The organism is Acidimicrobiia bacterium, assembly GCA_041393965.1.
In the GTDB taxonomy this organism is placed as follows: Bacteria; Actinomycetota; Acidimicrobiia; order Spongiisociales; family UBA5794; genus UBA5794.
The window spans coordinates 15,955-28,302 of sequence record JAWKJB010000002.1 but is presented as its reverse complement, the minus strand read 5'-3'; the positions used below and the strand labels follow the sequence as shown (position 1 = coordinate 28,302).

At 63.2% G+C, this 12,348-nt stretch carries 15 protein-coding genes and 1 riboswitch; of the genes, 5 read left to right on the top strand and 10 right to left on the bottom strand.

Annotation, left to right across the window (positions count from 1 at the left end):
• Positions 1–150 precede the first annotated feature (150 nt).
• A complete protein-coding gene (locus tag R2823_04930; GenBank protein ID MEZ5175532.1) occupies positions 151–501 on the top strand; it encodes an STAS/SEC14 domain-containing protein in 351 nt (116 codons plus the stop codon).
• Between the two features lie 64 nt (positions 502–565).
• Here the strand turns inward: R2823_04930 and R2823_04925 are convergent, their stop codons facing one another.
• On the bottom strand, positions 566–2,608 hold the full coding sequence (locus R2823_04925; protein ID MEZ5175531.1) for a copper-translocating P-type ATPase: 2,043 nt from the start codon (positions 2,606–2,608) through the stop codon (positions 566–568).
• 107 nt (positions 2,609–2,715) lie between these two features.
• Between R2823_04925 and R2823_04920 the strand changes: the two genes are divergently transcribed.
• On the top strand, positions 2,716–3,291 hold the full coding sequence (locus tag R2823_04920; protein ID MEZ5175530.1) for a YdeI/OmpD-associated family protein: 576 nt from the start codon (positions 2,716–2,718) through the stop codon (positions 3,289–3,291).
• Positions 3,292–3,418: 127 nt separating this feature from the next.
• Here the strand turns inward: R2823_04920 and R2823_04915 are convergent, their stop codons facing one another.
• Positions 3,419–4,435 carry an NAD-dependent epimerase/dehydratase family protein gene (locus R2823_04915; GenBank protein ID MEZ5175529.1) on the bottom strand — a complete coding sequence of 339 codons (1,017 nt, stop codon included), beginning with the start codon at positions 4,433–4,435 and terminating at the stop codon, positions 3,419–3,421.
• A 274-nt stretch (positions 4,436–4,709) separates the two neighbouring features.
• Between R2823_04915 and R2823_04910 the strand changes: the two genes are divergently transcribed.
• Positions 4,710–5,576 (top strand): hypothetical protein, encoded by an 867-nt coding sequence (locus R2823_04910; protein ID MEZ5175528.1) that lies wholly within the window; start codon positions 4,710–4,712, stop codon positions 5,574–5,576.
• 179 nt (positions 5,577–5,755) lie between these two features.
• On the opposite strand, the gene gdhA is transcribed toward R2823_04910, so the two are convergent.
• The 3 genes from gdhA to R2823_04895 form a co-directional block, all read right to left on the bottom strand.
• Positions 5,756–7,126 (bottom strand): NADP-specific glutamate dehydrogenase, encoded by a 1,371-nt coding sequence (gdhA, locus tag R2823_04905; GenBank protein ID MEZ5175527.1) that lies wholly within the window; start codon positions 7,124–7,126, stop codon positions 5,756–5,758.
• Positions 7,127–7,308: 182 nt separating this feature from the next.
• A complete protein-coding gene (locus R2823_04900) occupies positions 7,309–7,776 on the bottom strand; it encodes a DUF1003 domain-containing protein (protein ID MEZ5175526.1) in 468 nt (155 codons plus the stop codon).
• 109 nt (positions 7,777–7,885) lie between these two features.
• Positions 7,886–8,377: a hypothetical protein gene (locus R2823_04895; protein ID MEZ5175525.1), complete on the bottom strand. Its 492-nt coding sequence runs from the start codon at positions 8,375–8,377 to the stop codon at positions 7,886–7,888.
• A 329-nt stretch (positions 8,378–8,706) separates the two neighbouring features.
• Between R2823_04895 and R2823_04890 the strand changes: the two genes are divergently transcribed.
• Positions 8,707–9,297: a VanZ family protein gene (locus tag R2823_04890; protein ID MEZ5175524.1), complete on the top strand. Its 591-nt coding sequence runs from the start codon at positions 8,707–8,709 to the stop codon at positions 9,295–9,297.
• On the opposite strand, the gene R2823_04885 is transcribed toward R2823_04890, so the two are convergent.
• The 5 genes from R2823_04885 to R2823_04865 form a co-directional block, all read right to left on the bottom strand.
• Positions 9,270–9,614 (bottom strand): DUF190 domain-containing protein, encoded by a 345-nt coding sequence (locus R2823_04885; protein MEZ5175523.1) that lies wholly within the window; start codon positions 9,612–9,614, stop codon positions 9,270–9,272. The two genes, R2823_04890 and R2823_04885, sit on opposite strands and share 28 nt — an antisense overlap.
• Positions 9,615–9,626: 12 nt before the next feature.
• A complete protein-coding gene (locus R2823_04880) occupies positions 9,627–9,977 on the bottom strand; it encodes a CrcB family protein (GenBank protein ID MEZ5175522.1) in 351 nt (116 codons plus the stop codon).
• Positions 9,974–10,324, bottom strand: coding sequence for a CrcB family protein (locus R2823_04875; GenBank protein ID MEZ5175521.1), 351 nt, complete (start codon positions 10,322–10,324; stop codon positions 9,974–9,976). The genes R2823_04880 and R2823_04875 overlap by 4 nt, the downstream gene beginning before the upstream one ends.
• A gap of 93 nt (positions 10,325–10,417) precedes the next feature.
• A riboswitch (Fluoride riboswitch) is annotated at positions 10,418–10,478 on the bottom strand.
• A 38-nt stretch (positions 10,479–10,516) separates the two neighbouring features.
• Entirely contained in the window at positions 10,517–11,005 is a 489-nt protein-coding gene (locus tag R2823_04870) for an inorganic diphosphatase (protein MEZ5175520.1), read from the bottom strand.
• A gap of 16 nt (positions 11,006–11,021) precedes the next feature.
• Positions 11,022–11,417 (bottom strand): DUF302 domain-containing protein, encoded by a 396-nt coding sequence (locus R2823_04865; protein MEZ5175519.1) that lies wholly within the window; start codon positions 11,415–11,417, stop codon positions 11,022–11,024.
• 198 nt (positions 11,418–11,615) lie between these two features.
• Here R2823_04865 and R2823_04860 point away from each other — a divergent pair, with 198 nt between their 5' ends.
• Positions 11,616–12,254, top strand: coding sequence for an HAD-IA family hydrolase (locus R2823_04860; protein ID MEZ5175518.1), 639 nt, complete (start codon positions 11,616–11,618; stop codon positions 12,252–12,254).
• Positions 12,255–12,348: the final 94 nt, after the last annotated feature.

The window sequence follows — 12,348 nt, the reverse complement described above, 5'->3', positions numbered from 1 at the left end:
GGTGACGGAGCTGACGGCAACCCTGCCCGCCCGTGGCGACGCCGCCTGTGCACAGGCCCCCAGTACACAGGCCCCGTGCGCTGTCGCTGGGATCCCGTCCCGCCCGTCTACGCTGACGCGTCGACGCGATCATTGAAGACTGGAGGAGCCATGATCGAAGCCATCAAGAGGCCGGACACGGAGGTCCTCGCGTTCCGGATGGTCGGGGACATCACCAAGGCTGACTACGAAGTCCTCACGCCCGCCGTCGAAAAGGCAGTCGAGGAGCATGGGGCGGTCCGGCTGCTCCTTGACATGACCGAGTTCAAGTGGGAGCGCGTGGAGGCGTGGGGATCCGACCTCCGCTTCGGCCGCGCCCTGCACGACAAGATCGAGCGGATGGCGCTTGTCGGAGATCAGGCGTGGGGTAAGTACCTTGCGAAGATTGCTGCCCCGTTCTACGCCCACAAGATCGAGTGGTTCCACGACGCCGACAAGGCATGGACATGGGTCGAAAGCTGACCCACGACCCCTGCGAGATGGTTCTCGTGGTCGGTCGGCGGGTGACTGGCCAGTCGACGAGAGTTCACACCGTCGCGCTCAGATCGAGACGACGCAGGAATTGGGCGTTGACCGCAACGATCACCGTCGAAGCGCTCATCAGCAGGGCAGCCACGGCTGGCCCGAGGACGATTCCGGCCCAGGCAAACGCCCCGGCAGCGAGCGGTATCGCGAAGATGTTGTAGCCAGCGGCCCAACCGAGGTTCTGCAGCATCTTGGTGTATCCCGCATCGGAGAGCCGACGAACCGCGACCACAGCCCGCGGATCGTCCGAGGCGAGGACCACTCCTGCGGACTCGATCGCGACATCGGTGCCTGCTCCAATCGCGATGCCCACATCGGCCTGAGCCAACGCCGGGGCATCGTTGACGCCGTCACCCACCATCGCCACGACATGGCCGCGATCCTGAAGCTCGCGAACTTTCGAGTGCTTGTCCTCGGGCAGGACCTCAGCCATCACCTCGTCGATGTCGAGTTCCGCAGCAACGGCTTCAGCCACCTGGATGGCGTCGCCGGTGATCATCGCCACCTTCACACCGAGCCCATGAAGTTCATCGATGGCCGCTCGCGACTCCTCTCGTACCTCGTCCTCGACCGAGAGCGCACCGATTATGCGGTCGTCTTTCAGGACGAAGAGGATCGAGGCGCCGCGACCCTCCCATGCCGAAACGGTGTCCTTGATCGAGTCGGGAACTCGAACACCCCGTTCGCTGATCATCGTGGGGCCACCGACGGCGATCGTGTCGTTCCCCACCGACGCCTCCACGCCTCTGCCACTCATCGATCGAAAGCCGGAAGCAACGGGGATATCTCCATGTTCTTCCGCTGCTCCCACGATGGCCCGCGCCAAGGGGTGTTCGGAATCGGATTCGACGGCGGCCGCAAGGGCCAGCATCCCATGTGTGTCCCCGTCCACCGCGATCGCCCCGTAGAGCCGGTGTTCACCCTTCGTGAGGGTTCCGGTCTTGTCGAACAGCACGAAGTCCACCGTGCGCATTCGTTCAAGCGACAGTCGGTCGGTGACAAGGATCCCGTTGCGTGCCGCCATACCTGTTGAGATCGACACGACGAGAGGGATGGCAAGGCCCAACGCGTGCGGGCACGCAATGACGAGGACGGCCACGGTCCTGACCACGGCCTGGTCCGGTTGGCCGACGATGGCCCACACCGTCGCGGTGATAACGGCGGCACCCACCGCAACATAGAACAACAGCGCCGCGGCTCGATCGGCCAAGACCTGGGCGCGCGATTGCGACTCCTGGGCTTCCGCCACAAGACGCTGGATTCCAGCGAGCGTGGTGTCGTCGCCGACTGCCTCTATCTCGATACGCACGGAGGTGTCGGTCGCGACGGTCCCTGCGACCACCCGATCGCCAGGCTCTTTGGCCACGGGCTTGGACTCGCCAGTCACCATCGACTCATCGAACTCCGCCGAACCCTCAGTGATCACGCCGTCGGCAGGGACACGCCCTCCCGGCCGGACCAGTACGACATCGCCGACCGCCAAGTCGGACAAGTGCACCGTCTGGACACCCTCGTCGGTAACGCGTTCGGCTTCATCGGGGAGTAGCTCGGCAAGGGCGGCCAGTGCCCCGCGCGCCTGGCCGATGGAGCGCATCTCCATCCAATGGCCGAGCAGCATGACCGTGATCAGGGCGGCCAGCTCCCACCAGAATTCGAGGTCGAACCAACCTGCGGTGGTCGCCACCGATGCGCCGAATGCGACCGTGATGGCCATACCGATCAGCAGCATCATCCCCGGTTGACGCTCCCTCGTCTCGCGCACCGCGCCCTTCAGGAAGGGCATCCCCCCATAGAAGAAGATCAGCGTACCGAGAACGGGAGAAACCCAATCGGAGCCAGGAAATGTCGGTGCCGTGTACCCGAACCAGCCCTGGACGGTGTCACTGAACAAGACAACCGGGACCGTGAGGGCGAGAGAGAGCCAGAAACGATCCCGGAACATGGCGACACTGTGACCCTCATGCTTGTCATGGCCGTGATGACCATCGTCGCCGCTTGTTGGATCGTGCGGGGCGTGGTCAGAATCCCGGATAGTTACGCTCATCTCTTCCGGGTGGCTCTCGTGATGTTGCTGCAATCGGCCCGCCCCGTGGTTGGCGTCACACGATCACAGTATCGTTGCGGAGCGATTGTCGAGACAAGGCAGACGAGTTGACGAATCCACGAGTCGATGCCTACATCGAAAGGTCGGACAAGTGGCCAGAGGAGATGGCTGCCGTGCGGCCACTCCTGCTGGGCTGTGGGCTCACCGAGGAGATCAAGTGGGGCAAACCGTGCTACACGCATGGTGGCAAGAACATCGCCATCCTCCAGGAGATGAACGAGTTTCTCGCCCTCATGTTCTTCAAGGGTGCCTTGCTGGACGATCCCGCAGGGGTTCTCGAGGCGGTCGGGCCGAATTCCCGTGCGGCGCGACGCATGCGGTTCACTTCGGTGGATGACACCAACCGGTTGGAGGACACCGTCAGAGTCCTCGTTGAAGAGGCGATCGAGGTGGAGGAAGCCGGTCTCGATGTTGGTCCCGCCCCCGAGCTCGTCCTGGTCGACGAACTCCAAGACCGGCTCGACCGCGACCCGGCGCTCAAGGCGGCGTTCGAAGGGCTCACGCCCGGCCGGCAACGCGAATACAACCTGCACATCTCGAGCGCGAAGCAAGCCAAGACCCGCGAAACGCGCGTGGACCGCTGCGTTGACAGGATCCTCGAGGGCAAGGGCCTCCGCGACTGAAGACGCCGATCGATAGACGCGTACCCCGGGTTCGCGTTGCACGAAAAGGTACACTCTGGCCCACAGATGAAAGGTACATTCTGGCCCACAGATGAACCCTGGTGTTCCGTGGGCTGAAGTTGACCTTTTAGTTGAACGGGAACCCTGGGTACGCGTGGCCGTTCTCCTCGCCAAGCAGGCCACGCTGTTTGAACCACTCGTACATGTCCGAGACGGTCTCGTGCATCGGTCTCGGATCGTGATCCAGTTCCGCAGCGGCTTTTGCGCCGTTCACCGTCGGGCTGAACCGGAGCGCGTGGATCGACTCACGGGTGTACCACAAGGGGTCACCGCTTCGCCTGCTCACGACATCGGCGAGCGGTCCCCAGATCCTTGCGAACCACATGGGGAGCGTGATTAGGCGCCGGCGGTGGCCGGTCACATCGGCCGCGATCGCTGCGAGATCTGCGAGAGACAAGTGATGGCCCGGCAGGAGATAGTTCTCGCCGGAGCGTCCCTTCACCTCTGCGGCAAGCATGCTCGATGCCGCGTCGCGCACATCGACCCAGTCGAAGGAACCGTCGATGACGGCGGGTAGCCGACGACGGAACATCGCGAGAAACACTCGCCCCATCCGGGAAGGTCCGAAGTCGTATGGTCCGATAACGCCCGTGGGGTTGACGATCACGGCGTCGAGACCCGATTCGATGACACTGCGAAGCTCAGCTTCGCCCGCAGCTTTCGAGCGGTCGTACACGGGGAGGTGAGCCGCCGTTGCACGGGAACTGTTTTCGTCCACCGACGCTGCCGACTCGAGGTCGAAGGCGTGCACCGAGCTGCAATGGATCAGTCGGCGCACATTCGCCTTCAATGCTGCTCGCGCAACATTTCGGACGCCCCCGACATTGGTGGCCCACACTCGACCGGTCGGGTCACCGGTCACGGAGATCACCGCCGCGAGGTGATACACGACACCGGCACCGTCGAATGCGGTATCGAGACTCGACGGGTCAAGTACATCGGCCGACCTCCACTCGACATCCAAGCCCCCAAGTGCGGATCCCCGTTCGAGATCAACAGCCCGAACCTGTCGCCCCTTGGCAAGCAACTCCCGCACCAATACGGCTCCCAGGAATCCGGATGCACCAGTCACCACCGTCAACATGTCCTGATCCTGACACGGTGCTCTTCGCAAAGCCACTTCGGAGACCGCGTGCCGGCGCAACCCCCATTCTGGGCACGAGACGATCAGCCACCGAGTGCGTAGTCGATGGCGGCACACACCCGCTTGAGGTCGTACTTGCCGACGACTCCCAACCCATCGACAGGTTCGCCGTTTGATTCAGAGCTTCGACGAAACCTCCTTGTGTAAGGTTCCCTCCGGTGCCAACACAGGCGCGGCAACGAATTCACATGACGGTGGGGAGGTGGCGACACACATGGTCAGGAGATGCCGTTGGCTCGGTTTCGGGCTCTTCGCGTTGGCACTCGGGCTTGCAGCCAACTCCGTGCTCGGTCCACTCTTCCTTGAGACGATCCGCTACCACTACTCGGAGTCACTGATCAACCAAGGGATCGGGCTGGATGCCGTTGTCCTCTTCGGCGCGGTCCCAATCGCCGTTGCTGCGGGAGTCTTGATATTGCGGGGCCACATGGCCGGACCCATCCTGGCATTCATACCGACAACATTCGCGGCGTACATGGCTCCCCAGTATGTTGTCGGACCTGAGTACCTGGAGCTTCCCGGCAACAACGAGCAGTACTTCGTCTTCCATTTGGCGCTGTTCGTCCTTGCCGTCGTGCTGCTGTTTGGTGCATGGGGCTGCGTGGATCGAGACCGGCTTGTGCCAGCATCCGGACCGGCTGATCGACGACGAAGCTGGGTGATGTTCGGCGTTGCCGCTTTCATCCTGCTGGGTCGGTGGCTGCCCGGAATCGTCGACCTCGTCGATGGCGACCCATCCGGCGCGGACTATCTGGAGAACCCAACCGCCTACCTGTTGATCGGTGTCCTCGATCTCGGCGTCGTCGTGCCCGCCGCGGTCGTGGCAGGGATCGGTCTGCGACGAAACGCAAGCTGGGCACGAACAGCCGCCTACGCCGTCACCGGATGGTTCGCCCTTGTTCCCGCTTCGGTGGCAGCAATGGCCATCACCATGCAAGTCAATGATGATCCGAACGCCACGACCGGCGCCACGGTCCTGTTCAGCGTTGCGGCGGTCATCTTCACCGTCGGCGCCGCGCTTCTGTATCGACCCCTGTTCGGTGGCGGCGACGGTCGATTCGGGGATGGTCGTAAGACCTGATCACACGATGGATCGTCAGGTGCGGTGTCCTGAGGAGGCCGCGACCTGTGAACCACCGGTGGCGAGCGCAACGGTGTCAAGCATTGGTCTCGGACGGCGATCCGATGCCGGGGACCCGTCGACCGTCTCCACCCGGAACCCTGGCTTCGTGAGTTGTGCCGGTGAAACCGCGGAGGTCCTCAAACGACACCGAGGGCGTTCATGGCTCGCGCAACCCGCAGGAACCCTGCGATGTTGGCGCCCCTGACATAGTCGCCAGGTGCGTCGTAACGATCGGCGGTTTCATAGCAAAGATCGTGGATCCCCACCATGATGTCTGCGAGGCGTGCCTCGGTGTATTCGAAGGTCCACGAGTCCCTCGACGCGTTTTGCTGCATCTCCAAGGCCGATGTGGCGACACCGCCAGCATTCGCGGCCTTACCGGGGCCGAACGCCACACCGGCTTGTCGGAACAGATTGAGTGCGGTGGGTGTCGTCGGCATGTTGGCACCTTCGGCGACCGCCATGCAGCCGTTTTCGATCAGCGTCTTGGCGGCGTCGCTGCGCAGTTCGTTCTCTGTGGCACACGGCAGGGCGACATCGCACGGTATCGACCACACCGAGCCCGCTGTTGAATACACCGCGTCCCCTCCACGGCGTTCGACATACGCGTCGAGACGGAGCCGCTCCACTTCCTTGACTTCTTTCAAGAGAGGCACATCGATGCCTTTTCGGTCGACAACGAGCCCCGTCGAGTCCGAACAGGCAACTACTCTCCCACCGAGCTGTTCGACTTTCTCAATGGCGTAGATCGCAACATTGCCCGCCCCTGAGACCACGCAGGTCTTCCCATCCAGGGACTCCCCCTTGGCACGCAGCATCTCTTCGACGAAGAACGCCGTCCCGTAGCCGGTCGCCTCCTTGCGCACGAGCGCGCCTCCCCAATCGATGCCCTTTCCGGTGATGACACCCGACTCGTAACGGTTCGTGATCCGCTTGTACTGGCCGAACAGCCAACCGATCTCGCGCAAGCCGACCCCGATGTCGCCTGCAGGAATGTCCGTGTACTCGCCGATGTGTCGGTACAGCTCCACCATGAAGCTCTGGCAGAACCGCATCACCTCGTCAGGCGTGCGACCCTTCGGATCGAAGTCTGCGCCGCCCTTCCCCCCGCCGATAGGTAGGCCCGTGAGAGCGTTCTTGAACACTTGCTCGAAACCGAGGAACTTCACCGTCCCGAGATAGACCGATGGGTGAAACCGGAGCCCGCCCTTGAACGGACCGAGGGCACTGCTGAACTCGACCCGAAACCCCCGGTTGATGTGTGTCTTGCCCCGGTCATCCTGCCAGGGAACCCGGAAGATGATCTGACGCTCGGGTTCACAGATCCTCTGGATCAGCTTCTGCTCGGCGAGTTCTGGATGCCGCGCAAGCACCGGCTCAAGGGCGTGAAACACCTCAGCTACCACCTGGTGAAACTCTGCTTCGCCCGGATTGCGGCGAAGGACTTCATCGAAGATCGATTCGAGGTGCGGATCGAGTGTCGGGGGTCTTGTCGTGAGAGAGGTCATCAAGAGAGCGTAATGTCAAGTACGGTCCTTAGGAATCTCGAAGGGTCGACGGTTGGCGCCCCCTGTGCGGGTAGTTGCCGATCCCTGCGTTCAAGCTTGTTCGATTACGGCCGTAGCGTTGTTGTGCTGCTTGCGCCGAGGTCCCGAGCAACCCGATCCCCAAGCCGGCTCCGTTGGGTCTCCTATGCCGGGATCAGGCGGGAGTGGATCTCGGCTGTCAACGCGTTCACTTCCTCGGTGAGGCGCATGTTCTCCTCGAGGATCCGGCTCATGTTCTGCCAGAGGTCCATCGCCAGCGTCTGACGCTCTTCGTTCGCCGCCGCGAGCGCTTCTCGATGCTCGGCGTCGGTCTCGCTCATTGCTTTGTCCCGATCTGCCTGGCGGGTCTGCGCAAGCAGAATCAGCGGCGCCGCGTAGGCGGCCTGGAGCGAGAAGGCGAGGTTGAGGAGAATGAAGGGGTAGGGATCCCATTGCAGGGACACAGCCGCCACATTGATCACGATCCACAGCACGACAACCGCCGTCTGAACGATGAGGAAGGTCGGCGTGCCGAAGAACCTCGCGAATGACTCCGCCTTCTTGCCGAAGGCATCCGAGCCGAAGGTTCCGTGCAGGCGGCTGAGGTCGCGGCGCGCAAATGTGGGCTTCATTGACATTCCGAGTGCCTTTCGATCGACCCGTCAAGTATGCCACCGGCCGATCTTCGACCATCGTCATCGCAAGCTTCGCCCGCGAGCGAAGCCGAGGGCCAAAGGAGTCCTACGGAGCGGTGTTGGCGACCATCGTGCTGGTGTCGGTGACGGTTCCGTCTTCCGTGACGGTGAAGCGCACCGGCATACCCGGGATCGCAACAGCGAACCAGAAGACCCGGAGTCGGCCGTCTTCATCAACTGTGTAGCGCAGGCACTCGAGCGATCCCATCGGAGTCTCGATCGTCTCACGGTCGATCGTTGTCCTGTCTCGCGGGAACGAGGCGTGGGCCTGGAGGTCTTTCCATGTCGCGTAGACCGTCTTCGTCTCGCCGATCGGGTCCCCGTCGAGGGTGAATTGCGACAGCGTCTGGGTTGCACCGATCGCATCCACTGCAACGAAACAGATCCGACGCAGGTACGGATCCTCGTCTGCCGTTTCGACCCGAACGGTCACCTCGCGCCCGCGCGGACAACCGTCCCTGATCTCGTCAGCCGAAAACGGCGTCGGGGCGAATACGGCGCCAACAAAGTTGGCTCCGCCATCGCGACCGTCGATCATCGCTGCCTCGGGTTTCGGTCGTCGACGAAACAGCGAAGTCCGTCCGTCGATCCGGCAAAGAGAGAAGGCCGAGTCGTCGGCGCAGCGGGGGTTCCGATCACGAATGCTCCTCTCTGGGGTCGACGGCCGTGCCCTCGCCGCTCGTGGTGCAAGGCTTCGGACTCACACGATACCGAACCGGGCCAGCCCGTCGTTCAGGCTTGCCCGGTGGGTACCCGCGTAGACTCGGCCCGTCCTCGGGCAGACAATTGGAAACGGATCACCATGAACCAATCCGATCGATGACGGACAGTCCCCGGCACTCATGGTTCACTTCACAACGAGAGCGGATGTTGTGGTTCTTCGCATTCGCTGTGGTGGCCTTGATCTATCTCACCCTCGGGCTTGCGGGGGCGCTCGCGGAACTCATCGGTGATCGTGCGCTCAACGCAACGACCTTCGTCGTCGGTGCCCTTTTGGTGCTTGCCACGATCGCCACCCAGGGCATCAAGCGGTCTGTCGGCGTCGCCGAGATCTTCGTGTGGCTCGGTATCGGGGCCACTCTCGTCCTCGTGGTCACTCGCCTTGCAAGCCCCGTCGAGCGCAGTCACCTGATGGAGTACGCCGTGGTCGCCGTCCTGATCTACCAAGCTCTGCTGGAGCGACGCCGGAATGGGCGTCCCGTGCCGAGACCGGCATGGCTCGCCATCGGAGCCACCACGCTCCTCGGTTTCGTCGACGAGTTGATTCAGGTCGTCGTACCGAACCGTGTCTTCGATCCCGTTGATATCGTGTTCAACACGGCTGCAGCCGTAGCCGCGGTCGGGGCAAGCGTGTTCCTGGGGTGGACGCGAAGGCGACGCTTCGATCGGTCACGGATCGACACCGCCAAGACTTACGCCGCCCGCAACTGTCAGGGTTCGGTGGGTTCGGCGCGGTAGGTCCGGACTTCGATTCGTTCCATGGTGACCAATCCGTCGCCGATCATCTCGTCCAGCACGGGGAAGATGGCCTCGATGTGGTCTGCGGTATCGACGCATTCGATCACGATCGGAAGGTCCTCGGACAGCCGCAGGATGTGTGCGGTGTGGAGGTGGCTGGACTTGCCGAAACCCTCGATACCGCGCAGCACCGTCGCGCCGGCGAGTCCCGCCGTACGGATGGCCCCGACAATGGCCTGATACAGGGGCTGCCCTTCGTAGGTGTCGGATTCTCCGATGTAGATCCGGAGCAGTCGATTGTCAGTTTCGTGGTCCACGATGTGCTCCTGTCAATTCCCGAGGTAGTAACCGGCAGCCGCCAGTACGACCCCCAGCACGGTCATCAGCGTGAGGTTCACGATGGCCCGTCGTGTCGGCCTCGGATTGACACCGAGCTCGACGGTCTCGACCATCCATGTTGAGAAGGTCGACAGGCCGCCCGTGAGGCCCATCGTCGCAACCGACCACAGCGTACTGGCGCCGATCCCGACGACGACCCCCAACAGGAACGCTCCGACGAGGTTCACAGCGGCGGTGCCGAGCGGCAGCAGGGAGCTGCTGCGACGCTGAACGGCGCCCGATAGCCCGTAGCGCACCACAGCTCCGACCGATCCTGCCACGACGGCCACAACGATCGTCACCAGCCCACCGTTCCGAGCCGTCTACCGACAAGCGCCGCCGCGACGCCCCCGAGCAGCGATGCCCCGACATAGCCGACGGCAACCACAGTCGCGTCCATGTCGAGAAGCCCGAACACCTCGACGCTGAACATCGAGAAGGTGGTGAACGAGCCGAGCACCCCGATCGCCCAGAACCGTAGCGACCACTCGGCGATGACGGCGCGTTGCCGCCGAGCGAGGTAGAAACCGACGAGGAGCGAACCTGCGAGGTTCACCGCAAGCGTGGTCGTCGGGAAACGGCCCGGAGTTGTCGGGAGCAGGTCAACGACTGCCACCCGCAGACCCGATCCCAGGAGGCCACCGGCCATCACCGCTCCGGGCGCCGCGAGCCGCCGGATCAGGTCCGTACAAGATCGTCGTCGTTCGCGGGTCCGCTCAAACACGAGGCTCCTCGATGGGTGGTCTCAATAGGAGCCATCAGCCCGTCGGGCGCTTTCGGCGAGCTCCATCGCCGCGGCGGAATAATAGAAGCTGTCTGGCGAGGAGGGAGCCCTCCCGCATCACTCGGCTTCGCGGAATGCCTCTCGTGCGGCGTCGATGATGTCGCGGGCCTCTGCGACTCCTTGCCACCCCAATGCTGCGGTCTTCTTGTCCTCCAACGCCTTGTATACCTCGAAGAAGTGCTCCAATTCGCGGCGCAGGTGCACATCGAGATCTTCGATATCGACGATATCGGCCCACCGGGGGTCCCCTGCCGGAACGGAAATCACCTTGTGATCGCGAAGGCCCGAGTCTTCCATCAAGAAGACGCCGATCGGCCGAACCTCGATCCGACATCCCGGGAAGGTCGGCTCTCCCACCAGGATCAGCACATCGAGCGGATCACCGTCTTCGGCTGCAGTGCCTTCCACGAAGCCATAGTCGGCCGGATAGCGTGTCGCGGTGAACAGCATCCGATCCAGGAAGATCCGGCCGGTCGCGGCATCCATCTCGTATTTGTTGCGGCTCCCCTTCGGTATCTCAACGACCGCAACGACATCCGTGCTCACGATGGCGTCTCGACAATTACCCGGACGGCACCGCAGCGATGACCCTGCCAAGGCGCTCCCTTGCTTCGGAAGCGATGGCTTCGAGCTCCGGGTTGGCGGTCAGATCCACCATGATGCCCGGGTCGAGGGCTGCCACGACCGTCGATTCGCCATCCTCGTAGACCACCACATTGCACGGCAACAGCAGCCCCACATCGGATTCCGACTCGAGCGCCTGCTCGGCGAGTCGTGGATTGCACGCACCGAGAATCCGGTATGGGGACCTGTCTACACCGAGCTTCTCCCGAAGGGTGGCGGCAACATCGATCTCGGTGAGCACCCCGAACCCCTCCGAAGCCAGTGCCTGGCGTGCCGCAGCCTCTGCGTCTTCCATCGATAGGGCGGTCGTTGTCTTCAGTCCATACGCCTTCATCAGGCCTCCGTTGTGAGCATGCAGGTTGACGCCCCCGGCCGCCGCTCTGAAGTCGATTCTATCTGTGATCGACACACACAGGGCGCGTGATTCGACTCCATGCCTCGGAATCGCCTGCTGACAAACACCGCGGAGGCGTCGCGGTCACCCTCGGTCGATGCCTGCGGGGAACCCACCCGCTGTCTACAGTGCATCGGCATGCAAGCGCTGTTGTTGGATCTCGACTGGACACTGATCGATATTCAGGGCCACACCGATTACGGCGCTGCGCTCGAAGATGCAAGGACCCTGGTCGGGCAGTGGTCAGAACCGGGCGCTCCGGACACGAGTTGGGATGCACCGGCAAGGATCTGCATGGAAGCTCTCGTGGCCCTGGCCGGGGATGCCCGCTGGCAGGCCCTTTCGGACAGCATCGAGCACCACGAACTCGCAGCAGTTCCCCGGTCCCGACCGATGACGGGACTCGGAGACCTGATCGATGCCGTCGCGGACACACCGGTCGCGGTCGTCACCCTTGTGGGGCCCGACGCGGCGCGGCGCGCGCTGGAGACACACGCGGTTCCGTTCACGACGGTCGTTGGCCGACGCCATGACCTGCGCCCCAAACCTGCCCCCGACCAGCTCATCGAAGCGTGCCGGCTCTTGGGCGTATCTCGTTCGGACGCAACGATGGTTGGCGACTCCACATGGGACATGGAAGCCGCTCGCGCCGCGGGTACCGGATTCATCGGAATCACGAACCATCGACCCTCCGAGTTCCCATCCGCAACGGCAACGGTCGCCGATCTGGCCGAGCTGTCGCACCACTTGCCGTCACCCGCATCGCCGCGTCGCTGAGGCAGGTCTCGGTGGCGAGGGCGGCGCCCGGCAAGGGGGCCCTTCGTTGTTCCGAGCTGTTCGATCCTGTCACAGCCGTGAGATACGATCGAGC